The organism is Actinocorallia populi, assembly GCF_002995495.1.
Taxonomy (GTDB): Bacteria; Actinomycetota; Actinomycetes; order Streptosporangiales; family Streptosporangiaceae; genus Actinocorallia; species Actinocorallia populi.
Genome location: NZ_PVZV01000003.1, coordinates 302,095 through 324,310 on the forward strand (window position 1 = coordinate 302,095; position 22,216 = coordinate 324,310).

Annotated in this window: 22 protein-coding genes; 5 read left to right on the plus strand and 17 right to left on the minus strand. The window is 71.2% G+C overall.

What is annotated here, in order from left to right; translation table 11 throughout:
- Positions 1–32: 32 nt before the first annotated feature.
- Complete coding sequence (locus C2865_RS14465) at positions 33–1,340, minus strand: replication-associated recombination protein A (RefSeq protein WP_106398981.1); 1,308 nt, start codon at positions 1,338–1,340, stop codon at positions 33–35.
- Between the two features lie 79 nt (positions 1,341–1,419).
- Between C2865_RS14465 and C2865_RS14470 the strand changes: the two genes are divergently transcribed.
- Complete coding sequence (locus C2865_RS14470) at positions 1,420–2,001, plus strand: TIGR03086 family metal-binding protein (RefSeq protein ID WP_157963721.1); 582 nt, start codon at positions 1,420–1,422, stop codon at positions 1,999–2,001.
- A 69-nt stretch (positions 2,002–2,070) separates the two neighbouring features.
- Here the strand turns inward: C2865_RS14470 and C2865_RS14475 are convergent, their stop codons facing one another.
- A complete protein-coding gene (locus C2865_RS14475) occupies positions 2,071–3,327 on the minus strand; it encodes a DUF349 domain-containing protein (RefSeq protein WP_106398983.1) in 1,257 nt (418 codons plus the stop codon).
- 53 nt (positions 3,328–3,380) lie between these two features.
- A complete protein-coding gene (locus C2865_RS14480; protein WP_106398984.1) occupies positions 3,381–4,163 on the minus strand; it encodes a peptidylprolyl isomerase in 783 nt (260 codons plus the stop codon).
- A 203-nt stretch (positions 4,164–4,366) separates the two neighbouring features.
- On the opposite strand from C2865_RS14480, the gene C2865_RS14485 reads away from it, so the two are divergent.
- The 3 genes from C2865_RS14485 to aspS are packed head-to-tail and all read left to right on the plus strand — an operon-like array spanning position 4,367 to position 8,067.
- Positions 4,367–5,053, plus strand: coding sequence for an MBL fold metallo-hydrolase (locus tag C2865_RS14485; RefSeq protein WP_106398985.1), 687 nt, complete (start codon positions 4,367–4,369; stop codon positions 5,051–5,053).
- A 6-nt stretch (positions 5,054–5,059) separates the two neighbouring features.
- Positions 5,060–6,319, plus strand: a complete 1,260-nt coding sequence (gene hisS, locus C2865_RS14490; protein ID WP_106398986.1) for a histidine--tRNA ligase — start codon at positions 5,060–5,062, stop codon at positions 6,317–6,319.
- Positions 6,316–8,067 carry an aspartate--tRNA ligase gene (gene aspS / locus C2865_RS14495; protein ID WP_106398987.1) on the plus strand — a complete coding sequence of 584 codons (1,752 nt, stop codon included), beginning with the start codon at positions 6,316–6,318 and terminating at the stop codon, positions 8,065–8,067. Before hisS ends, aspS begins: the two co-directional genes overlap by 4 nt.
- A gap of 74 nt (positions 8,068–8,141) precedes the next feature.
- On the opposite strand, the gene C2865_RS14500 is transcribed toward aspS, so the two are convergent.
- Complete coding sequence (locus C2865_RS14500) at positions 8,142–8,942, minus strand: SAM-dependent methyltransferase (RefSeq protein ID WP_106398988.1); 801 nt, start codon at positions 8,940–8,942, stop codon at positions 8,142–8,144.
- A gap of 125 nt (positions 8,943–9,067) precedes the next feature.
- Positions 9,068–11,248: a RelA/SpoT family protein gene (locus tag C2865_RS14505; RefSeq protein ID WP_106398989.1), complete on the minus strand. Its 2,181-nt coding sequence runs from the start codon at positions 11,246–11,248 to the stop codon at positions 9,068–9,070.
- On the opposite strand from C2865_RS14505, the gene C2865_RS40705 reads away from it, so the two are divergent.
- A complete protein-coding gene (locus C2865_RS40705; RefSeq protein WP_157963722.1) occupies positions 11,247–11,438 on the plus strand; it encodes a hypothetical protein in 192 nt (63 codons plus the stop codon). The genes C2865_RS14505 and C2865_RS40705 overlap by 2 nt on opposite strands.
- A gap of 148 nt (positions 11,439–11,586) precedes the next feature.
- Here the strand turns inward: C2865_RS40705 and C2865_RS14510 are convergent, their stop codons facing one another.
- From C2865_RS14510 to C2865_RS14565, 12 genes are all read right to left on the minus strand, one after another.
- A complete protein-coding gene (locus C2865_RS14510; protein ID WP_106398990.1) occupies positions 11,587–12,105 on the minus strand; it encodes an adenine phosphoribosyltransferase in 519 nt (172 codons plus the stop codon).
- Positions 12,106–12,187: 82 nt separating this feature from the next.
- Positions 12,188–13,333, minus strand: a complete 1,146-nt coding sequence (gene secF, locus C2865_RS14515; RefSeq protein ID WP_106398991.1) for a protein translocase subunit SecF — start codon at positions 13,331–13,333, stop codon at positions 12,188–12,190.
- A complete protein-coding gene (secD, locus tag C2865_RS14520; protein ID WP_332873365.1) occupies positions 13,333–15,090 on the minus strand; it encodes a protein translocase subunit SecD in 1,758 nt (585 codons plus the stop codon). The genes secF and secD overlap by 1 nt, the downstream gene beginning before the upstream one ends.
- Before the next feature lie 30 nt (positions 15,091–15,120).
- Complete coding sequence (yajC, locus tag C2865_RS39990) at positions 15,121–15,531, minus strand: preprotein translocase subunit YajC (protein ID WP_198653325.1); 411 nt, start codon at positions 15,529–15,531, stop codon at positions 15,121–15,123.
- Between the two features lie 143 nt (positions 15,532–15,674).
- Positions 15,675–16,748 carry a Holliday junction branch migration DNA helicase RuvB gene (gene ruvB / locus C2865_RS14530; protein ID WP_106398992.1) on the minus strand — a complete coding sequence of 358 codons (1,074 nt, stop codon included), beginning with the start codon at positions 16,746–16,748 and terminating at the stop codon, positions 15,675–15,677.
- A complete protein-coding gene (gene ruvA / locus C2865_RS14535) occupies positions 16,745–17,350 on the minus strand; it encodes a Holliday junction branch migration protein RuvA (RefSeq protein ID WP_106398993.1) in 606 nt (201 codons plus the stop codon). The genes ruvB and ruvA overlap by 4 nt, the downstream gene beginning before the upstream one ends.
- A complete protein-coding gene (gene ruvC / locus C2865_RS14540) occupies positions 17,347–17,871 on the minus strand; it encodes a crossover junction endodeoxyribonuclease RuvC (RefSeq protein ID WP_106398994.1) in 525 nt (174 codons plus the stop codon). Before ruvC ends, ruvA begins: the two co-directional genes overlap by 4 nt.
- An 88-nt stretch (positions 17,872–17,959) precedes the next feature.
- Entirely contained in the window at positions 17,960–18,718 is a 759-nt protein-coding gene (locus C2865_RS14545; RefSeq protein ID WP_106398995.1) for a YebC/PmpR family DNA-binding transcriptional regulator, read from the minus strand.
- An 8-nt stretch (positions 18,719–18,726) separates the two neighbouring features.
- On the minus strand, positions 18,727–19,329 hold the full coding sequence (pdxT, locus tag C2865_RS14550; protein ID WP_106398996.1) for a pyridoxal 5'-phosphate synthase glutaminase subunit PdxT: 603 nt from the start codon (positions 19,327–19,329) through the stop codon (positions 18,727–18,729).
- Positions 19,330–19,404: 75 nt separating this feature from the next.
- Entirely contained in the window at positions 19,405–20,016 is a 612-nt protein-coding gene (locus C2865_RS14555) for a DUF6928 family protein (RefSeq protein WP_106398997.1), read from the minus strand.
- 116 nt (positions 20,017–20,132) lie between these two features.
- A complete protein-coding gene (gene pdxS / locus C2865_RS14560) occupies positions 20,133–21,044 on the minus strand; it encodes a pyridoxal 5'-phosphate synthase lyase subunit PdxS (RefSeq protein ID WP_106398998.1) in 912 nt (303 codons plus the stop codon).
- Between the two features lie 97 nt (positions 21,045–21,141).
- On the minus strand, positions 21,142–22,173 hold the full coding sequence (locus C2865_RS14565; protein WP_198653326.1) for a DUF3048 domain-containing protein: 1,032 nt from the start codon (positions 22,171–22,173) through the stop codon (positions 21,142–21,144).
- Between the last annotated feature and the right edge of the window lie 43 nt (positions 22,174–22,216).

Below are 22,216 nucleotides of genomic sequence, written 5' to 3' on the forward strand. Positions count from 1 at the left end.
AGCCGGCTGCCGGGCACCGGGCCGTCTCCAGCCTAACGGCCCCGGAGAACAGTTCTAATACGCTCCAGCACCTCGGTCCACCGGGTTTCCGCCCCGTGCCTGGTGGGGCGGTAGTAGCGCCGGTCGACCAGTTCGTCGGGGGCGTACTGCTGGGCGACGACCCCGCCGGGGTGGTCGTGGGCGTAGAGGTAGCCCTTGCCGTGGCCGAGCTTCTCGGCGCCCCGGTAGTGGGCGTCGCGCAGGTGGCCGGGCACGTGGCCCGCGGCGCCCCGGCGCACGTCCGCCATCGCCTCGTCGATCGCGGTGATCACGGCGTTGGACTTGGGCGCCAGCGACAGGTGGATCACCGCCTGTGCCAGGTTGATCCGCGCCTCGGGCAGGCCGACGTGCTCGACGGCCTTGGCGGCGGCCACCGCCGTCTGCAGGGCCGTGGGGTCGGCCATGCCGATGTCCTCGCTGGCGTGGACGATCAGCCGCCGGGCGATGAACCGGGCGTCCTCCCCCGCCACGATCATCCGGGCCAGGTAGTGCAGGGCGGCGTCCACGTCGCTGCCCCTGATGCTCTTGATGAAGGCGCTGATCACGTCGTAGTGCTGGTCGCCGTCGCGGTCGTAGCGCACCGCCGCCCGGTCGACGGCCTTCTCCAGGACGTCCACGGTGATCTCCCCGTCCGCCGCGACCAGGGCGGCGGCCTCCAGGTAGGTCAGGGAGCGCCGGGCGTCCCCACCGGCGAGCCTGACGAGGTGGTCCTCGGCCTCCCCGGTCAGTACCGCCCGGATGCCCCGTTCGTCCGTCAGCGCGCGTCTGAGGACCGCACGCACCTGCTCGTCGCCCAGGGGCTGGAGGGTCAGCAGCAGCGAGCGGGACAGCAGGGGGCTGTTGACCGAGAAGAACGGGTTCTCGGTGGTGGCGCCGATGAACGAGACCCAGCGGTTCTCCACCGCGGGCAGCAGGGCGTCCTGCTGCGCCTTGTTGAAGCGGTGGACCTCGTCGACGAACAGCAGGGTGTGGCGGCCGGACATGCCCAGCTCCCGCTTGGCCCGGTCGATGGCCTCCCTGACCTGCTTCACGCCGTCGGAGACCGCGGAGATCTCCACGAAGCGGCGCTCGGAGGCCCTGCTGATCACCGTGGCCAGAGTGGTCTTGCCGGTCCCGGGCGGGCCCCACAGCACCAGCGACATCGGCGCGTCCCGCTCGACGAGCTGCCTGATCGGCGTGCCGGGGCCGGTCAGGTGCTCCTGCCCGACGACCTCGTCCAGGGCGCGGGGGCGCATCCGCACGGCCAGGGGCTCGTTGGCCCGCTGGGCGTCCTCCGCGGGGACGTCGAACAAGCTGTCCATAAGGTGACACTATCCGGCGCAGTCCAGAAGCGGCGTAGCGGTTGACAGAGCGACCGGAACGGGAGTGACGTTGTCCTTCATGACTCGGGAGCCCAGCGGATACGACCGCGCCCTCGACCTGTTCGAGGGCGTCGTCGTCGGCGTTCCGGCGGGCGCCTGGGACCTGCCGTCCCCGTGCGAGGCCTGGAGCGCCCGCGACCTGCTCGGCCATGTGATCGGCGGCCAGCTGGAGATCATCGCGCTGATCGGGCGGACTGAGCCCCCCGACGCCGCGGACGATCCCGGCCGGCTCGCCGGGGACGACCCGGTGGGCGCCTGGCGGCGGGCCAGGGCCGCCTGCGCCGCCGCCCTCACCCCCGCGGCGCTGGCCACCCCCATCCCGTTCGGCGGGTTCGGCGAGCTGCCGCTGCGCGACCTGCTCGACACCTACGTGCTGGAGCTGCTGGTCCACGCCTGGGACCTGGCCCGCGCCGCCGGGCTGGCGGTGCGGCTCGACGCCGACCTGGTCCACCGCGCCTCCGCCACGGCCCAGGTGATCGGCACCACCATGCGCAAGGAGGGCATGCTCGGCCCGGCGCTGACCCCGCCGCGCGGCGCGGGCGAGCTCACCCGGCTGCTGGCCTTCCTCGGCCGTGACGAGAGCGCCTTCCCCGAGGCCTGAGGACCCCCGGAAAAGGGGGGACCCGCACGGCCTCGCGGCCGCGCGGGTCCTGCGCCCGCGTGCGGGGCGTCAGCCGGTGAACTCCGCGAGGGTGCGCTCGGCCTCCTCCAGCCAGGCGCGGCGGGCCGTCAGCGCCTCCTGGGCGTCCTTGACGCCCTTGGCGTTGTTCGCCGCCTCGGCCTTGGCCAGCTTCTTCTCCAGCTGCTCGATCGACGAGCGCAGCTGCGCCACCGTGGCCTCGGCACGCGCCCTGGCCTCGGGGTTGCTGCGCCGCCACTCGGACTCCTCGGCCTGGCGGACGGCCTCCTCGACCTTGCGCAGCCGGCCCTCGAGCCGGTCGCGGTCGGCGCGCGGGACCATGCCCGCGGCCTCCCAGCGCTCCTGGATCGAGCGCAGCGCCTGCCGGGTCTGGCGGACGTTGCCCACCGGAACGAGGCGCTCGGCCTCCTCCAGCAGCTTCTCCTTGACCTCGGCGTTGCCGGCGAACTCCGCGTCCCGCTCGTCGAAGGCGGCCTTGCGGGCGTTGAAGAAGACGTCCTGGGCGCCCTTGAAGCGGCCCCACAGCTCGTCCTCGACCTCACGCGAGGCGCGCCCGGCGTTCTTCCAGCGGCGCATCAGCTCGCGGTAGGCCGCGGCGGTGTCGTTCCACTGGGTGGAGCCGGAGATCGCCTCGGCCTCGGCGACCAGACGCTCCTTCTCCGCCTGCGCGACGGCCCGCTGGTCCTCCAGGGAGGAGAAGTAGGCCTTGCGGCGCTTGGTGAAGGCGTTGCGCGCCGACGACAGCCGCTTCCACAGCACCGTCTCGGTGGCGCGGTCGATGCGCTCGGCCGCCTTCCACTCCTCGACGAGCTGGCGCAGCCGCTCGCCGCCGTTCTTCCAGTGGGTCTCCTCGGTGGCCAGGCGCTCGGCCTCGGCGACGATGCGCTCCTTGACCTCCTTGGCGGCGGAGCGGGCGTGGTCGCGCTGGACCTTCAGCTCCTCGCGCTTCTTGCCCGCCACCTCGCCCAGCGCGTCCAGCCGGCGCAGCAGCGAGTCGAGGTCGCCGACCGCGTTGGCGTCCACGACCGACTCGCGCAGCCGCTCGATGCTGCTGGCCGCCTGGGCGGGGGCCAGGTCGGTGGTCCTGATGCGCTGCTCGAGCAGCCCGATCTCGGTGGCGAGCGAGTCGTACTTGCGCTTGAAGTAGGCAAGGGCCTCCTCAGCGGCGCCCGCCTGCCAGGAACCCACGACCCTCTCGCCGTCCGCGGTCTTCACGTAGACCGTGCCCTCTTCGTCGACACGGCCCCACGGATCTGTGGCGCTGGACACCCTTGCCTCCTGCGTCATGGCCCGAACTGCCGGATGTGTTTTTCGGGCCTATCAAACACTAGCGCCCCGAGTCACTCATTCTTGGCGATCGAGATGCTGTTGATTTCAACCTTCTTCTTGGGCTTGCCGTCGCTCGGGGGCTCGGAGCCCGCCTCGGCGACGTCCTCGACCTTGTCGAGGCCCGAGGAGACCGTACCGAAGATGCTGTAGTCGGCCGGAAGGTCGTCCCAGTCCTTGTAGACGATGAAGAACTGGCTCCCGTTGGTGCCGGGGCCGGCGTTCGCCATCGCCAGGACGCCCTTCTTGTACTTCGCGCCCTCGGTGTTCTCGTTGGCGAACTCATACCCCGGACCGCCCGAGCCCGACCCCGTGGGGTCGCCGCACTGCAGGACGTTGCCGGTCAGGCGGTGGCACTCGGTGCCGTCGAAGTACTTCTCCGCCGCCAGGTGGGCGAAGGAGTTGACGGTGCAGGGCGCGTTCTCGCCGTCCAGAGTGAAGGTCATCTCGCCGACCGAGGTCTTGACCGTGGCCTTCACGTCGCCGTCGTGGGCGGGCTTGACGGGGGGCATGCCGACGTCCTTGGCGGCCTTCTCGCCGCTCGCGGGCTCGGTGTAGAGGCACTCGCCGGGCTTGGCGGTCGGCGCCGCCACCGTCGGGTCGTCCGCGAGCTCGTCCTCGCCGCCCTTGGTGATGGCGTAGGCGGCGCCGGCGACGCCCAGGACCACCACCGCCGTGGCGACGGCCGCTCCGATCACGCTGCGCCGCTTGGCCGCGGCCTCCTCGGCGGCGCGGCGCTCCTGCTGGCGCTCATAGCGCTGGCGCGCGAGTTCCTTCTTGCGGTCCTTGCCGGCCACTGCGGCTGCCTCCCCTGTTCTCCCTTGCCGTACGCTGATGATGATCAGTGCAGGGCATCGTAGCGGTCTCCGATCCCGCGCGCCTCCCCCGCGTGACACGCGGAACTCGTTCGCGGAGGGGCCTGACCCCCCGGTAGGCTCGGGATCACCTTCCGTGCATCCAAGCGGCCCCAGCATAAGGGGCGCATACAGAGAGGCAGAACGTGCTCGTCGCCGGGTTTCCCGCAGGCTCCTTCGCCACCAACTGCTACGTGGTGGCGCCGGCCGCGGGCGAGGAGTGCGTGGTCATCGACCCCGGGCAGGACGCGACCGACGGCGTCGAGGAGATCCTGCGCGAGCACCGGCTCAAGCCGGTCGCGGTGATCCTCACGCACGGCCATCTGGACCACGTGTGGTCGGTCGCCCCCGTCTGCGGGGCGCGCGACGTGCCTGCGTTCATCCATCCCGACGACCGCGACCTGCTCTCGGATCCGGCCAAGGGCTTCGGGGTGACCTCCGCCCAGCTGTTCGGCGGGCTCACCCTGAGCGAGCCGGACGACGTGCGCGAGCTGAGCGACGGCGCCGTGCTGGAACTGGCGGGGCTGGAGCTGACCGTCGACCACGCGCCGGGCCATACGCCCGGGTCGGTGACGTTCCGCACGCCCTTCGAGGACGTGCAGGTGATGTTCTCCGGCGACCTGCTGTTCGCCGGATCCATCGGCCGCACCGACCTGCCGGGCGGCGACCACCAGGCCATCCTGCGCAGCCTGGCCCGGGTCTGCCTGCCCCTGCCGGACGAGACCGTGGTGCTGCCCGGACACGGACCCCAGACGACCATCGGCCGTGAGCGCGTGAGCAATCCGTACATGTCGGATCTAGCTCCCAGCGAAGGCCCCGGACGAGGCTTCTGATCTTCCATGAGCACTTTCCAGGCCCCCAAGGGGGTCAGTGAGTACGTTCCGCCGCGCTCGGCGGCGTTCCTCGCCGCCCGCGACGCCTTCGCGGCCGCCGCGGGCCGGGCCGGCTACTCCTATCTGGAGCTGCCGGTCTTCGAGGACACCCAGCTGTTCGCCCGCGGCGTCGGCGAGTCCACCGACGTGGTGAACAAGGAGATGTACACCTTCACCGACCGGGGCGACCGCTCGATCACGCTCCGGCCGGAGATCACCGCGGGGGCGCTGCGCTCGGTGCTGGAGCACAACCTGCACCGGGGCGCGCTGCCGGTGAAGGTCTGGGCCGTCGGCCCCGTCTTCCGCTACGAGCAGCCCCAGTCCGGCCGGTACCGGCAGTTCTACCAGGTCGACCTGGAGGCCCTGGGCTCGCAGGACCCGGCGATCGACGCCGAGACCATCGCCCTGGCCTGGGACTACTACCGCGAGCTGGGCCTGCGCCGGACCGCCCTGCACCTGAACACCCTGGGCGACGCCGAGTGCCGTCCCGCCTACCGTGCCTCCCTGCAGTCCTTCCTGCGCGGCCTGGACCTCGATGAGGACACCCGCCGCCGGGTGGAGCTCAACCCGCTGCGCGTCCTGGACGACAAGCGGCCCGAGGTGATCGCCCAGCTCGGCGACGCCCCGCTGATCGCCGACCACCTGTGCGCGGCCTGCAAGGCCCACTACGACCGGGTCCGCGAGCTGCTGGCCGACCTGTCGATCCCGTGGACCGAGAACCCGCGGCTGGTGCGCGGCCTGGACTACTACACCCGCACCCTGTTCGAGTTCGACCACCCGCTGCTGGGCGCCCAGTCGGGCATCGGCGGCGGCGGCCGGTACGACGGCCTGTCGGAGACCATCGGCGGCCCGCCGCTGCCCGGCATCGGCTTCGGCCTCGGCCTGGACCGCACGGTCCTGGCGATGGAGGCCGAGCGGGTCCCCGCGGTGACCGGCGCCTGCGTCCAGGTCTACGGGGTGGCGCTGGGCGACCAGGCCGCCCGCGAGATCTTCAAGCTGGTCACCGGGCTGCGGCGGGCCGGGATCGCCGCCGACCAGGGCTTCGGCGGGCGCAGCATGAAGGCGGGCATGAAGGGCGCGGACCGCTCCGGCGCCGCCTACGCCCTGATCCTCGGCGAGCGAGATCTGGCCGCCGGGTCCGTGCAGCTCAAGGACCTGGCCACCGGCGACCAGACCGCCGTCCCGCTCACCGACATCATCGACGTTCTCAAAGGAAAGCTCTCATGATTCGCACGCACGAGGCCGGCTCTCTCCGGGCGGAGCACGCCGGCACGCAGGTCGTGCTGGCCGGCTGGGTGGCGCGCCGCCGCGACCACGGCGGGGTCACCTTCATCGACCTGCGCGACGCCTCCGGCACCGTCCAGGTCGTCTTCCGCGAGGAGGACGCCGCGCACGACCTGCGCTCGGAGTTCTGCGTGAAGATCACCGGCTCGGTCCGGATCCGGCCCGAGGGCAACGAGAACCCTGAACTGCCGACCGGCTCGGTCGAGGTCGTGGCCGACGAGATCGAGGTGCTCTCGGAGTCCGCTCCGCTGCCCTTCCCCATCGAGGGCGACGTCAACGTCAACGAGGAGGCGCGGCTGCGGCACCGCTACCTCGACATCCGCCGGGAGTCCTCGGCCAAGGCGCTGCGGGCCCGCTCCGAGGCGACGTTCCTCATCCGCGAGGTGCTGCGCGAGCAGGGCTTCGTCGACGTGGAGACCCCGACGCTGACCCGCTCCACCCCCGAGGGCGCGCGCGACTTCCTGGTGCCGGTGCGGCTCAAGCCCGGCCACTGGTACGCGCTGCCGCAGTCCCCGCAGCTGTTCAAGCAGCTGCTCATGGTCGCCGGGCTGGAGAAGTACTACCAGATCGCCCGCTGCTACCGGGACGAGGACTTCCGCGCCGACCGGCAGCCGGAGTTCACCCAGGTCGACATCGAGATGTCCTTCGTCGACCAGGAGGACGTCCTGGCCGTCGGCGAGGCGCTGGTGGCCCGGGTCTGGAAGGAGCTGGCCGGCTACGAGGTGCCGCTGCCGCTGCCGCGGATGACCTACGCCGAGGCCATGGCCAAGTACGGCTCCGACAAGCCCGACGTGCGCTTCGGCCAGGAGCTGGTCGACCTCACCGGTTACTTCAGCGGCACCGAGTTCCGCGTCTTCCAGGCCGAGCACGTCGGCGCGGTCGTCATGCCCGGCGGCGCCTCCCAGACCCGCAAGGAGCTGGACGCCTGGCAGGACTGGGCCAAGGCGCGCGGCGCCCGCGGCCTGGCCTACGTGCTGGTCGAGCCGGACGGCTCGCTGCGCGGCCCGGTCGCCAAGAACCTCTCCGCCGAGCACCTGGCGGGCCTGGCCGCCACGGTCGGCGCCGCTCCGGGCGACGCGATCTTCTTCGCGGCCGACCGCCGCCACAAGGCCCTGGACCTGCTGGGCGCGGCGCGGCTGGAGATCGGCCGCCGCTGCGGCCTGATCGACGAGTCGGCGTGGAAGTTCCTGTGGGTGGTGGACTTCCCGATGTTCGAGCCGATCGAGGACGACAAGGGCGAGCAGACCGGCTGGCACGCGGTGCACCACCCGTTCACCGCGCCCACCGCCGAGAGCCTGGAGACCTTCGACAAGGACCCCGGGTCGGCCCTGTCCAACGCCTACGACCTGGTGCTCAACGGCACCGAGCTGGGCGGCGGCTCGATCCGCATCCACCGCAAGGACGTCCAGGAGCGCGCGTTCGCCGCGATCGGCCTGCCCGAGGAGGAGGCGCAGTCCCAGTTCGGCTTCCTGCTGGAGGCCTTCAACTACGGGCCGCCCCCGCACGGCGGCATCGCGCTGGGCCTGGACCGCCTGGTCACGCTGCTCATCGGCGCCGAGAGCATCCGCGAGGTGATCGCCTTCCCCAAGGCCGCCTCCGGCCTCGACCCGCTCACCGCGGCGCCCACCCCGATCACCGCGCAGCAGCGCAGGGAGGCCGGGATCGACGCCCCGGTCAAGCCGCAGGGCTGATCGGACGGACCCGAAAGGGGCGGGAGCACACCGTGCTCCCGCCCCTTTTCGTTCATCCGGCTGCCGCGCCGGACTCAGTTCTTGCGGGCGGCGCCGCAGTAGGCGTCGACCTCCTCGGGCACGCCCCAGGGGTTGTTCTCGGGACGCCAGTGCGCGACCGAGACCACTCCGGGCTCCAGCAGCTCCAGCCCCTCGAAGAAGAGGGCGATCTGCTCGGGGGTGCGCAGCTTGTAGTGGTAGCCACCCTCCTCGTCCCGGATCTTCTCGGCCTCGGCCGCCGCCGCGGCGTCGACGGTGTTGGTGCCGTCCTCCAGGAGCAGGTAGCTGCCGGGCGCCAGCGGCTCCAGCAGCCGCCGCAGGATGTCCCGTGCCTCCTGGTCGTCCCAGACCATGCCCAGGACGCCCAGGACGCTCAGCGCGACCGGCTTGTCGAAGTCCAGGGTCTTCGCCGCCTTCTCCAGGATCTGCTCCGGCTCGCGGGCGTCGGCGTCCAGGTAGTCGCAGACGCCCTCGGGGGAGCTGGTCAGCAGCGCCTGGGCGTGCACCAGGACCAGCGGGTCGTTGTCGACGTAGACGATGCGGGACTCGGGCGCGATGCTCTGGGCGATCTCGTGGGTGTTGCCCGCGGTGGGAAGGCCGGTGCCGACGTCCAGGAACTGGCGGATGCCCACCTCGGCCGTCAGGTGGGTGATCGCCCGCTTGAGGAAGCCGCGGGTGTGGCGGGCGACGTCCCGGGTTCCGGGGTAGGCCTGCAGGATCTGCTCGGCGAAGGCCCGGTCGGCCTCGTAGTAGTCCTTGCCGCCCAAATAGTAGTTCCAGACACGGGCCTGGTGCGGAACGGTCGTGTCGATCTTGGGGGTCTCTGAGGGCTGCACTGTCGCGAACTCCTGCGCAGAAGGGTCGAAGGGCGCCGGCGTCCGGATCCGGCCAATGCCCAAATTACGCCTATTCGGCGCCGCCGGAAGGCGGTTTCGCGATCTTTCTTCCGGCGGGGCGCCGGTCAGCCGGCGCCGTTGTGGACCCGGTAGACGTCGTAGACGCCGTCTATGTTGCGCACGGCCTTCAGCACGTGGCCCATGTGCTTGGGATCGCCCATCTCGAAGGTGAACCGGCTGGTCGCCACCCGGTCACGGGTGGTGGCGACCGTGGCCGACAGGATGTTGACGTGGTGGTCCGACAGGACGCGGGTGACGTCCGACAGGAGCCGGGGGCGGTCCAGCGCCTCGACGTGGATCGCGACCAGGAACACCGAGTCCTCGCCCGGCGACCACTTCACGTCGATCAGCCGGTCGGGCTGGCTCTTGAGCTGCTCGATGTTCACGCAGTTGGTGCGGTGCACCGAGACGCCGCTGCCGCGGGTGACGAACCCGATGATCTCGTCGCCGGGCACCGGGGTGCAGCAGCGCGACAGGCGCACCCAGACGTCGGCGCCGCCCGCCACGACCACTCCCGGATCGCCCGCGGGACCGGCGCGGCGCGCCCGGCGGCGGGTCGACGGGATGGTCAGCTCGGCCAGGTCCTCCTCGGTGTCGTCCACGCCGCCCAGGGACTGCACCAGCTTCTGCACCACGGTCTGGGCCGAGATGTGGTTCTCGCCGACCGCGGCGTACAGGGACGCCACGTCGCCGTAGCGCAGCTCCTCGGCGAGGGAGACCAGCGACTCCCCCGACATCATGCGCTGCAGCGGGAGGTTCTGCTTGCGCATCGCGCGGGCGATCGACTCCTTGCCGGACTCGATCGCGCTGTCCCTGCGCTCCTTGGAGAACCAGTGCCGGATCTTGTTGCGGGCGCGGGCGCTCTTGACGAAGGCCAGCCAGTCACGGGACGGTCCGGCGTCGGGCGCCTTGGAGGTGAAGATGTCCACCGAGTCGCCGTTGTCCAGCTTGGACTCCAGCGGCACCAGCCGCCCGTTGACCCGGGCGCCGATCGTGCGGTGCCCGACCTCGGTGTGGATGGCGTAGGCGAAGTCGACCGGGGTGGCCCCCTGCGGCAGCGCCATGACGTCGCCCTTGGGGGTGAAGACGAAGACCTCCGAGACCGACAGGTCGAAACGCAGCGTCTCCAGGAACTCCGCGGGGTCGGAGGTCTCCTTCTGCCAGTCCAGCAGCTGGCGCAGCCACTGCATGTCGGCGGCCTTGCGCCCGCCCACGGTCTCCTCTTTGTACTTCCAGTGCGCCGCCACCCCGTACTCGGCGCGCCGGTGCATGCCCCAGGTGCGGATCTGCAGCTCCACCGGCTTGCCCTCGGGGCCGATCACGGTGGTGTGCAGCGACTGGTACATGTTGAACTTCGGCATCGCGATGTAGTCCTTGAACCGGCCGGGGACCGGGTTCCATCGCGCGTGGATCGAGCCGAGGGCGGCGTAGCAGTCGCGGACGCTGTCCACCAGCACCCGGATGCCGACGAGGTCGTAGATGTCCTCGAACGAGCAGTCCCGGGCGATCATCTTCTGGTAGATCGAGTAGTAGTGCTTGGGCCGGCCGGTGACGGTCGCCTTGATCCGCGCCTCGCGCAGGTCGCCCGAGACGTTCTCTATCACTTCCTGCAGGAAGACGTCGCGGCGCGGCGCCCGCTCGCTGACCAGCCGGGCGATCTCCTCGAACCGCTTGGGGTACAGGGTGGCGAAGGACAGGTCCTCCAGCTCCCACTTCAGGGTGTTCATGCCCATCCGGTGCGCCAGCGGGGCGAAGATCTCCAGCGTCTCGCGGGCCTTCTTCTCCTGCTTGTGGCGGGGCATGTAGCGCATGGTGCGCATGTTGTGCAGCCGGTCGGCCAGCTTGATCACCAGGACCCGGATGTCCTTGGCCATCGCCACGACCATCTTGCGCACGGTCTCGGCCTCGGCGGCGTCCCCGTACTTGACCTTGTCGAGCTTGGTGACCCCGTCGACCAGCGCGGCGATCTCGTCGCCGAAGTCGGCGCGCAGCTCGTCCAGGGTGTAGTCGGTGTCCTCGACGGTGTCGTGCAGCAGCGCGGCGCACAGCGTCTCGGTCGCCATGCCCAGCTCGGCGAGGATCGTCGTCACCGCGAGCGGATGGGTGATGTAGGGGTCGCCGCTCTTGCGCTTCTGGTGGCGGTGGTGGTGGGCCGCCACGTCGTAGGCCCGCTCGATCAGCCGCACATCCGCCTTGGGATGGGTGTTGCGGACCGTCTTGATCAGCGGTTCCAGCACTGGGTTCATGGTGGGGCCTCGTTGGGCGCCCAGCCTGGCGAGGCGGCGGCGCACCCTGGCCGCGGACGGGGGGATGGACGACGAGGCGGCCGAGGCGCTCGCTCCCGCCGGAACGGGACGCACCCTGTCCGTCGTCGCCTCACCCGGACCTGGGGTGCCACGGACGGGTGCCGTCTGGCGCGCCTCCGGCTCGGGCTGAACACCCGTACCGATTTCGGGCACGCTCACACGTGTTTCCGTACCAGCCGTCTCACCGGGCACCCGGCCTCCTCGTCGCCGAACAATTCCCTGGTGAAAACCCAGTGTATAGGCAGGCTCCGGCTTATTGTCCGAAAATCCCGTCAGGGTCAGACCGCAACCAGGGAGTGAATACGAAGATCTGCGAGCCGGTCCCGCCCGTTCAGGAAGGTCAGTTCCATCAGCACGCTGAGCCCGGCCACCTCGGCACCCGCCTGGCGGACCAGCGAGGCGGCCGCCTGCGCGGTGCCCCCCGTCGCCAGCACGTCGTCCACGATCAGGACGCGGTCACCGGGCTCGAAGGCGTCCCGGTGCACCTCGATCGTCGCGGTGCCGTACTCCAGATCATAGGTCTCAGCGTACGTCTCCGACGGCAGCTTTCCCGATTTCCGCACCGGGACGAATCCCGCGCCCAGCTCCAGCGCGACCGGGGCGGCCAGCAGGAAGCCCCGGGCCTCCAGGCCCGCCACCTTGTCCACCGGGCCCGCCTGCTCGGCGATGGCCGAGACCACCGACTGGAAGGCGGCGGCGTCGTGCAGGAGGGGGGTGATGTCCTTGAACAGGACACCGGGCTTGGGGTAGTCGGGGACGTCCCGGATCAAACCGGTGATCGTCTGCTGCAGGGACATGGGGGTGTTTCTTCCTTCCTCATGAACGAAGGGAGGCGCACGATCTCCTCGATCGTGCACCTCCCGGTGCGCCGTACCGTCGTCAGGAGCGTCTGCGGCCGCGGGTGCCCTTCTTGGGCTGGTTGCGCGGCCCGGCCTGGACGACCTTGACCGCCACTCCCGTGCCGCCGCTCGCGGGCTCCGCGCCCTCCGGGGGCTCCTGGGCGTCCGCGGGCCCGTCGTCCTCGTCCGCCTCGCCGTCCGCGGCGCCCGCCTTCTTCTGGCGCTTGGCGCTGGCCTCGCGCCGTTCGATGTTCTCGCGCAGCGTGCGGTACAGGGGCTCGCGCTCCTTGAGCTGCACCAGCATCGGGGTCGCCACGCAGATCGAGGAGTAGGTGCCGACGATCATGCCGACGAACAGGGCGAGCGACAGGTCCTTCAGGGTGCCGGCGCCCAGCAGGGTCGAGCCGATGAACAGGATCGAGGCCACCGGCAGGATCGCCACCAGGGTGGTGTTCAGCGAGCGCACCAGGGTGCTGCTGAGCGCCTGGTTGGCGGCCTGGCTGTAGGTGATCTTCGACCGTTCGTTGAGCGGCTTCGTGACCTCCTTGATCATGTCGAACACGACCACGGCGTCGTACAGCGAGTACCCCAGGATCGTCAGGAAGCCCAGCAGGGTCGCCGGGGTGACGTGGAATCCCGACCAGGCGTAGATGCCCGCGGTGATGATCAGGTCGTGGACCAGCGCGACCACCGCGGCCAGCGCCATCCGCGACTCGAACGTCACCGACAGGTAGATCACGATCAGGATCATGAAGACGATCAGCGCCTGCCATGCCTTCTCGCTGACGTCACCGCCCCAGGTGGAGCCCACCTGCTGGGAGCTGATCTCCTTGTCCGGGATGCCCAGCTCGTCGCTGACGTGCTGCTCCACCAGCGCGATCTCGTTGCTGGACAGCTCCCCGGTGGTGACCCGCCAGTTGTCGCCGGCCTTCTGCACGATCGACTCGCTGCCGGTCTGGCCGTCCACCGACTCGCGGACCTGCTCGATCGAGGCGTTGGGCGCCTTGATGGTGAAGACCGAGCCGCCGGTGAACTCCACGCCGAAGTTCAGGCCGCGGATCAGCAGGCCCGCGATCGAGAACAGGACCAGCAGGGCGGAGATGGAGTACCACAGCTTCGGGCGGCCGACGATGTCGGCGGCGATGTCGCCGCGGACGAACCGGCGGAAGGCACTTGAGAACGGCATCATGCCTCCTGGTGCTTCGTCGCGCGGAAGTTCGGGGTGGTCTTGTTCAGCCGGATGGAGTCCAGCCCCGACAACTTGTGTCCGGTCGCGAAGAACTTACGCCGGGCCAGCACGGCGACCAGCGGCTTGGTGAAGAAGAAGACGACGATCACGTCGATCAGCGTGGTCAGGCCCATCGCGAAGGCGAAGCCCCGCACGCCGCCGACGGCCAGGAAGTACAGCACCAGCGCCGCCAGGAACGTCACCGAGTCCGCCACGATGACGGTGCGCCGCGCCCGGGCCCAGGACGACTCGACCGCGGGGCGCAGCGGGCGGCCGAGCTTGAGCTCGTCCCGCAGCCGCTCGAAGTAGACGATGAACGAGTCGGCGGTGATGCCGATGGAGACGATCAGGCCGATGATGTGCGGCAGCGAGAGCCGGAACCCGAGGTTCTCGCCCAGGATCACCACCGACAGGTAGGTGATCAGCGAGGCGATCCCGAGGCTGAGCACCGCCACCAGGCCGAGCGCCCGGTAGTACAGGAAGCAGTACAGCACCACCAGCACCAGGCCGATACCGCCGGCGATGAGGCCGCCGCGCAGCTGGTCGGCGCCGAGCGAGGAGGAGATCGACTCGACGGTCCGCTTGTCCTCGGGGAACTTCAGCGGCAGCGCGCCGTACTTGAGCACCTGCGCCAGGCCCTCGGCGTACGTCTGGTTGAAGTCGGTGCCGCCGGAGATGCTGGCGGTGCCGCCCAGGATCGCGCCCTGGTTGATGGCCGGGGCCGAGACGACCTGGCCGTCCAGCACGATCGCGATCTGCGCCTCGGCCGCGTAGGGGTTGCTCCGGTAGGCGGCGTCCGCCTCCTTGGTGAGCTGGCCGAACTGCTCGGCGCCCAGCTTCTTGAAGGTCAGGGCGACCTCCCAGCCGGTCTGGCCCTGCTGGGCGTTGGGCGGCTGGGCCATGGCCTCGTCGACCTCGGTGCCGTGCACCTTGGTCGGGCCGAGGATGTACTTGTAGGAGCCGTCGGTCTCGCAGGCCACCACGTACGGGGCGTTCGGGTCGTCGGCGCCGGGCACCTTGGTGCCGCCCGGCGTGCAGACCGTCTCCTGGTAGAGCTTGACGATCTTCTCGTCCTTGACCTTGGAGAAGTCCTCTCCGCCGTCGGTGGGAGCGGGCTCCGCCTCGGCCTCGGAGTCCGCGGACTTCGTCGGCGAGGGCGTCGATCCGGGCGAGGCGCCGGGGCTCGGCTCGGCGACCAGGGATCGCGAGAGCGCCCGGTTGTTGCCCGTGGGCGTGCCGCTCGGCGCGGCCGAGGGGCTCGCCGTCGGCTGCTTCGACGGGCTCTGGGACGGGCCGGTGGTCGGCGTCTCGGGCGCGGTCGCGCCCACCCCGGTCACCAGCGCCTGGCGGAACTGCAGCTGGGCCGTGGTGCCCACCAGGTCGATGATCTGCTTCTGGTCGTTCTCGTCACCGGGGACGGACACCACGATGACGTTGTCACCCTGCTTGGTGACCTCGGCGTCGGTCAGGCCCGACCCGTTCACCCGGTCACGGATGATCTTGATGGCCTGGTCCATCTGCTCGGCCGGGGCGCTCTCGCCGCTCTCGGTCTGCGCCGTCATCGTGACGGTGGTGCCGCCCGCGAGGTCGAGGCCGAGTTTGGGGGTGGTCGTGCCCTGCAGGAACATCACTCCGGCCAGCAGCACCAGGACGGCGAAGAGCGCCACGAGCGTGCGGACCGGATTGGGGACGTGTCGGTTGGACTTGGACGCCACTGGTCGTCAATTCTTCCGTAGGGGGCCGGTTCAGGCCTTGTCGACGGACTGCGAGGACTCGGCGGGCTGGTCCCCGTCCTTGGACTTGGACAGCTCCACGCCGCCGCTCTCCCCCTCGGCGGCCTCGGCCGCCTCGTCCTCGTCGACGTACTCGACGTCCTCCACGACCCGCATGACCGCCTGGGCCAGGACCCGGATCTCGACGCCCTCGGCGATCTCGAGCAGGAGGTCGCCCTCGTCGTTGTCCAGAACGGTGCCGTAGATGCCGCCCGCCGTCACGATGCGGGTGCCGGGCTGCAGGCTCTGCTGCATCTTCTGCTGTTCCTGCTGACGGCGCTTCTGGGGGCGGATCAGGAAGAAGTAGAACGCCACCGCGATGAGGATCAGCGGGAGAAAGGAGACGAGCGCATTACCCTGCTGCTCTGCTGCGAGAATCGACATATCGTCCTGTTTCTTAATTCTTGTCCGGGTTGACGCCGGATCGGCTGCCGGTCGCCAAGTCCCGGAGTGTAGAGAGTGGAAGCCCCACCGGCAAAGACGTGACGACCCAGCCCACCGCTAAGTTCCCGGAACCCGGCACCAAACTAGTCGCCTTCCCCGCCCGCGTCGAACAGCGTGCCCGTGCCGGGCGCGGCGGAGGGGAAGGGCGGGACCACGCCCGGAGGGGGGGTCAGGCCCAGGTGGGCCCAGGCCGCCGGGGTGGCGACGCGGCCGCGGGCGGTGCGGGCCAGCAGGCCGCGGCGCACCAGGAAGGGCTCGGCGACGACCTCGACGGTCTCGGACTCCTCGCCGACGCTGACGGCCAGGGTGGACAGGCCCACCGGACCGCCGCCGAACTTGACCAGCAGGGCGCGCAGCACCGCGCGGTCCAGCCGGTCCAGGCCCTGGGCGTCCACCTCGTACAGGTCGAGGGCGGCGCGGGCCAGGTCCCGGGTGACCAGGCCGTCGGCCCGCACCTCGGCGTAGTCGCGCACCCGGCGCAGCAGCCGGTTGGCGATGCGGGGGGTGCCGCGGGAGCGGAAGGCGACCTCGGCCGCGGCCTCGTCGTCGATCCGCACGCCCAGCAGGCCCGCCGAGCGCCGGACGATCACCTCGAGCTCGCCCGGCTCGTAGAAGTCCATGTGGGCGGTGAAGCCGAACCTGTCGCGCAGCGGCCCCGGCAGCATGCCGGCCCGGGTGGTGGCGCCGACCAGGGTGAAGGGCGCGATGTCCAGCGGGATCGCGGTGGCGCCCGGCCCCTTGCCGACCACCACGTCGACCCGGAAGTCCTCCATCGCCAGGTAGAGCATCTCCTCGGCGGGGCGGGCCATGCGGTGGATCTCGTCCAGGAAGAGCACCTCGCCCTCGCTGAGCGTGGACAGCACCGCGGCCAGGTCGCCGGCGCGCTCGATGGCCGGGCCGCTGGTGATCCGCAGCGGCCTGCCCAGCTCGGCGGCGATGATCATGGCCAGGGTGGTCTTGCCCAGGCCGGGGCCGCCCGACAGCAGCACGTGGTCGGGGGTGCGGCCGCGGCGCAGCGCGCTGTGCAGGACCAGGGACAGCTGCTCGCGCACCCGCTCCTGGCCCACGAAGTCGTCGAGTTTCTTCGGCCGCAGCGCGGCGTCGATCGCCTGGTCGTCGATGTGCTGCTCGGCCGAGACGAGCCTCTCCTCGTTCACGGGCGGCTCAGCTTGCGCAGGGCCGCCTTGAGCAGCTCGGGAACGGGCGGGACCTGCTCGCCGTCCAGCTCGTCGGCGACCGCGGCGACCGCGGCGTCGGCGTCGCGGGCGGCCCAGCCCAGGTTCTGCAGGCCGGCCGCGACCTGGTCGCGCCACGGCTGCACCCGCGGGCGGGGCACCCGCTCGTCGGCGGCGCCGGACGGCAGGCCCAGCTTGTCCTTGAGCTCCAGGATGATCTTCTGGGCGCCCTTGGGGCCGATGCCCGGCACCAGGGTCAGCGCCCGGACGTCGCCGGTGGCCACCGCCCGCCGGATGGCGTTCGGCCCGTGCGTGGCCAGCATCGCCAGCGCGACCTTGGGCCCGACCCCGCTGGCGGTCTGCACCAGCTCGAAGACCGTGCGCTGGTCGTCGTCGGCGAAGCCGTAGAGGGTCAGCGACTCCTCGCGCACCACCAGGGAGGTGGCCAGCCTGGCCTGCTCCCCCGGGACGAGCCCGGCCGCGGTGTCCGGGGTGCACAGGACCGAAAGGCCCACCCCGCCGACCTCCACCACGGCGCCCTCGGCGCCGGCGGAGTCCACCCGGCCGCTGATGAAGGCGATCATCGCCTGGCTCCCCTTCCTCGCCGGACGGCGGCGGCGATCCGGGCCTGGGCCCCGCCCCGCCACACATGACAGATGGCCAGCGCCAGCGCGTCCGCCGCGTCCGCGGGCCTGGGCGCGGCGCTCAGCCGCAACAACCGGGTGACCATCAGGGCCACCTGGGCCTTGTCGGCCCTGCCGCTGCCGGTGATCGCGGCCTTGGCCTCGCTGGGGGTGTGCGTGCCCACCGGCAGGCCCCGCCGGGCGGCGCAGAGCATCGCCACGCCCGCGGCCTGCGCGGTGCCGATCACGGTGCTGACGTTGTGCTGGGCGAAGACCCGCTCGACGGCCACCGCCTCGGGGGCGAACTCGTCCAGCACCCGCTCCAGGCCCTGCTCGACGCGCAGCAGCCGCTCGGCGGGTTCGAGGTCGGCGTCGGTGCGGATGACACCGACGTGCACCAGGGTCAGCGGCGCGCCGGGGACCCCCTCCACGACGCCCACGCCGCACCGGGTGAGACCCGGGTCCACTCCCAGCACCCGCAACGGCCCACCCCTGATCGTCGTCCGAACACCAGTTCGCCCAGAACCCTACCGCGCCGCACGGGCCGGCGGCACGGGCGGCGCGGCGGGCTCAGTCCTCTTCGTTCAGCTCGGCGAGCACCTCGTCGCTGACGTCGAAGTTGGCCCAGACGTTCTGCACGTCGTCGCTGTCCTCCAGCGCCTCGATCAGCCGGAAGACCTTGCGGGCGCCCTCGGCGTCCAGCTCGACCTGCATGCTGGGCACGAAGGAGGACTCGGCCGACTCGTAGTCCAGGCCCGCCTCCTGGATGGCCTTGCGGACGGTCAGCAGGTCGCCCGCCTCGGAGATCACCTCGAAGTTGTCGCCGGCCTCGTTGATCTCCTCGGCGCCGGCGTCCAGGGCCGCCATCATGACGTCGTCCTCGGTGGTGCCGGCCATCGGCACCAGCACGACGCCCTTGCGGTTGAACATGTAGGACACCGAGCCCGGGTCGGCCAGGGAGCCGCCGTTGCGGGTCAGCGCCACGCGCACCTCCGAGGCGGCGCGGTTGCGGTTGTCGGTGAGGCACTCGATGAGCACGGCCACGCCGCCGGGCGCGTAGCCCTCGTACATGATCGTCTGCCAGTCGGCGCCGCCGGCCTCCAGGCCGCCGCCGCGCTTGCGGGCGCGCTCGATGTTGTCGTTGGGGACCGAGTTCTTCTTGGCCTTGTAGATCGCGTCGAACAGGGTCGGGTTGGAGTCGGGGTCGGGACCGCCGACCCTGGCCGCCACCTCGATGTTCTTGATCAGCTTGGCGAAGAGCTTGCCCCGCTTGGCGTCCAGGGCCGCCTTCTTGTGCTTGGTCGTCGCCCATTTGGAGTGGCCGGACATGCGCTCTTTTACTCCTCGTCCTTCGACTGGCGCACCAGGTCGGTGAAGTACCGGTGCACGGTGTGGTCCCCGGTGAGCTCGGGGTGGTAGGCGGTCGCCATGAGACGCCCCTGGCGGACCGCGACGATCCTACCTTCGCGATCGCCCGACTCCACGCGTCCGAGGATCCGCACGCCCGCCCCGACCGACTCGACCCAGGGCGCCCGGATGAAGACGGCCTCCAGCGGGGCGCCGTCGAAGTGGACCGTGGTCTCGCTGGAGTCCACCTGGCGGCCGAAGGCGTTGCGGCGCACCACCATGTCGATGCCGCCGATGGTCTCCTGGCCCGCCGCGCCGTCCACGATCCGGTCGGCCAGCATGATCATGCCGGCGCACGAGCCGTAGGCGGGCAGCCCCGCCTCGATCTTCTTGCGCAGGGGTTCCAGCAGGTCGAAGGCGCGCAGGAGCCGCCACATGGTGGTGGACTCCCCGCCGGGGATCACCAGCCCGTCGCACCGCTCCAGCTCCCCGGCGCGGCGGACGGACAGGGTGCGGGCGCCGCAGGACTCCAGCGCCCGCGCGTGCTCGCGCACGTCGCCCTGCAGGGCCAGCACACCGATGACGACAGACAAGACTCAGGACCTCTCAGAGGGGACTTCAAAAAGAACGCCCGGGAACATCCGGGATCTTCCGGAAGGCCCCGGCCGCTATGTCAGGCGGAACCGCCGCACCGGCAGTTCCAGGGGGAGGAAGCCGTCGCCGCTGCGCAGCGCGAGGTCGTGCCCGAACAGGCCGGCGGCCAGGGTGAGCCCGTACGCCTCGGGGTCGAAGGGCAGCGGCACGTCCGCCTCGCTCGCCTCGATCGCCTTGCGGTAGGGCGCCTCGGCCGGCAGCGGCTCGCCCTGGTCGACGACCACGCCGTCCTCGGCCGTCAGGTAGACCTCGCGGACCAGGGCGCCGGAGTCGTAGCGGCGGAACCAGCAGCCCCGCGCCTCGCTGTGCAGCACCAGCACCCCGCAGCCGGAGCCGGGCAGGACCGAGGCGATCGCGTCCGCGACGCCGCGCGCCCCCTCGTCCAGGCCGCACAGCCGCCGGTCGCAGACGAGCAGCGCGCCGTCGTAGACGCCGATGAAGAGCTCGTCGTCGTAGGGCCACAACGCGAAGTCCAGGACGGTGCGCCCGGTGTCCTCCACGGTGGCGGCCGGGTACAGCCGCCGTGCCAGCTCCAGCGCCGCGCCCTCGTCGTTCTCCAGACCGGGGCGGAAGATCCGCTCCGGATCGCCGATGCTCGCGCACGCGAGCGCCGCAGACCAGCCCATGCCCGACCCCTCCCGGCCGAATGCCCGCCCCTGATCGGCCGCCGCAAGCGTAACCCCTCCGGCGGCGGCCGCGGGAGGGGTCCGCGCCCGTCGGCCGCCCGTACCGGCGGCCGTCCTCACCAGCCGCGGCCGGCGAACTTCTCGGCCTCGGACATGGTGCCGACGTTGATGCCGACCATGGCCTCGCCCAGGCCGCGCGAGACCTTGGCGATGACGTCGGGGTCGTCGTGGAAGGTGGTGGCCTTGACGATGGCCTCGGCGCGCTTGACCGGGTCGCCGGACTTGAAGATCCCGGACCCGACGAAGACGCCCTCGGCGCCCAGCTGCATCATCATCGCGGCGTCGGCCGGGGTGGCGATCCCGCCGGCGGTGAACAGCACCACCGGGAGCTTGCCGGTCTGGGCGACCTCCTTGACCAGGTCGTAGGGGGCCTGCAGCTCCTTGGCCGCGACGTACAGCTCGTCCTCGGGCAGCGAGGACAGGCGGCGGATCTCGTCGCGCAACTGGCGCATGTGGGTGGTGGCGTTGGAGACGTCGCCGGTGCCGGCCTCGCCCTTGGAGCGGATCATGGCCGCGCCCTCGGTGATGCGGCGCAGCGCCTCGCCGAGGTTGGTCGCGCCGCAGACGAAGGGGACGGTGAAGGCCCACTTGTCGATGTGGTTGCTGTAGTCGGCGGGGGTGAGGACCTCGGACTCGTCGATGTAGTCGACACCGAGCGCCTGCAGCACCCGGGCCTCGACGAAGTGGCCGATCCTGGCCTTGGCCATGACCGGGATGGAGACCGCCTCGATGATCCCGTCGATCATGTCGGGGTCGCTCATCCGGGACACGCCGCCCTCGACGCGGATGTCGGCGGGGACCCGCTCCAGCGCCATGACGGCGACGGCGCCCGCGTCCTCGGCGATCTTGGCCTGCTCGGGTGTGACCACGTCCATGATCACCCCGCCCTTGAGCATCTCCGCCATGCCGCGCTTGACACGTGCGGTGCCGACGGCGGGAGTGTTGTCGGCAGGGGAAGTGGTAGTCACGGGTTGTTCCTTCGGGGTCGACGGTTGGCGGTTCCATGATATTGCCTGCCCCCCACCTGCCTTGACCCGCACCTTGTCAGGAGCGGGGGGCGCTCCTTTACGGAACGACGGGCCTGCCGCGGTTGACCAGCACCACCCAGACCTGACCGGGCGCGAAGGTCATCCGCTCGCCCGACGCGGTGGTGAAGACGGTGCCCTTGCGCCGGCCGGGACGCGACCAGGTGCAGTCGTAGGCCCTGCCGTCCCGCAGCACCACCGCCCTGCCCTTTCCGGTGGTGTGCAGCAGCGGCGTGTAGGAGCCCAGGAAGTCGTGGAACCGGGACCGGGTGGTCCTGACGTACTGGACGACGATCGTCCGGCCGCCCAGCTGCCCCCCTTCGGCCGCGGTGTTGGGCTTGCCGTTGTGGTAGCTCAGCCAGCGCTTCTGGCGGGCCGACCACTTGAAGGTGATGGTCTCGGCGGGCCAGCGGGCGGTGAACTGCCGGACGGGGCGGCCGCCTTCGGGGGCCGGTCCGAAGCGGAAGCCGATGTCGCGGGCCCGCCCGGCCCTGCGCGCCTGGCGCAGCAGGCTGCGGGGGTCGCCGAAGAGGTTGTAGGGGGCGTAGCGCCCGCTGCCGTGGCGGTAGTAGCCGCCGGCGCCGTTGTCCTCCGAGACGTCGATGAGGTCGGACTCCACGACGAGGGGCTTCATCTTGGACTGCACGCCGGAGAAGGCCAGCGCGGGCCGCCGGAACTGGTCGAGCAGGTGCAGGTCGGAGATCCGGGCGCTGCGGACGGGCCCGACCCGCCGCGGGAGCCTCGAGCAGAAGATCGCCATGATCCGGGTCTCGCCGCCCTCGACCTGTTCGACGTAGACGATGTCGGCCGAGCGCAGCCCCTCCTGGGGGTGGGCGGGCGCGGTGTTGTCGATCTTGACGGCCAGGACCTTGTTCCGCAGCCCCTTCCGCCCCCCGGTGAACGGGTGGTAGCCCAGGCCCGTGGGCGTGGGCTCGGCGGTGGGGGCGGGCGGCGGGGCGGTCGCGGGAGGGGCGGTGCCCTGCGGCCTCCCCCCGTCCGAGGAGCAGCCGGCGGCGCCGAAGACCACCCCGGCCAGAGTGAAGGTGAACCTGCGCCGTGAAACACGATGCACAGTCGTTGCCTCTCGCCCCGACGACACGTCCGGACGAACATAC

Excerpts from the sequence above, each read along its gene's own strand:
- C2865_RS14465 (WP_106398981.1), bottom strand. The coding sequence starts at position 1,340 with ATGGACAGCTTGTTCGACGTCCCCGCGGAGGACGCCCAGCGGGCCAAC.
- C2865_RS14470 (WP_157963721.1), top strand. The coding sequence starts at position 1,420 with ATGACTCGGGAGCCCAGCGGATACGACCGCGCCCTCGACCTGTTCGAG.
- C2865_RS14475 (WP_106398983.1), bottom strand. The coding sequence starts at position 3,327 with ATGACGCAGGAGGCAAGGGTGTCCAGCGCCACAGATCCGTGGGGCCGT.
- hisS (WP_106398986.1), top strand. The coding sequence starts at position 5,060 with ATGAGCACTTTCCAGGCCCCCAAGGGGGTCAGTGAGTACGTTCCGCCG.
- aspS (WP_106398987.1), top strand. The coding sequence starts at position 6,316 with ATGATTCGCACGCACGAGGCCGGCTCTCTCCGGGCGGAGCACGCCGGC.
- C2865_RS40705 (WP_157963722.1), top strand. The coding sequence starts at position 11,247 with ATGGTGGGGCCTCGTTGGGCGCCCAGCCTGGCGAGGCGGCGGCGCACC.
- C2865_RS14505 (WP_106398989.1), bottom strand. The coding sequence starts at position 11,248 with ATGAACCCAGTGCTGGAACCGCTGATCAAGACGGTCCGCAACACCCAT.
- C2865_RS14510 (WP_106398990.1), bottom strand. The coding sequence starts at position 12,105 with ATGTCCCTGCAGCAGACGATCACCGGTTTGATCCGGGACGTCCCCGAC.
- secF (WP_106398991.1), bottom strand. The coding sequence starts at position 13,333 with ATGCCGTTCTCAAGTGCCTTCCGCCGGTTCGTCCGCGGCGACATCGCC.
- yajC (WP_198653325.1), bottom strand. The coding sequence starts at position 15,531 with ATGTCGATTCTCGCAGCAGAGCAGCAGGGTAATGCGCTCGTCTCCTTT.
- ruvA (WP_106398993.1), bottom strand. The coding sequence starts at position 17,350 with ATGATCGCCTTCATCAGCGGCCGGGTGGACTCCGCCGGCGCCGAGGGC.
- C2865_RS14545 (WP_106398995.1), bottom strand. The coding sequence starts at position 18,718 with ATGTCCGGCCACTCCAAATGGGCGACGACCAAGCACAAGAAGGCGGCC.
- C2865_RS14555 (WP_106398997.1), bottom strand. The coding sequence starts at position 20,016 with ATGGGCTGGTCTGCGGCGCTCGCGTGCGCGAGCATCGGCGATCCGGAG.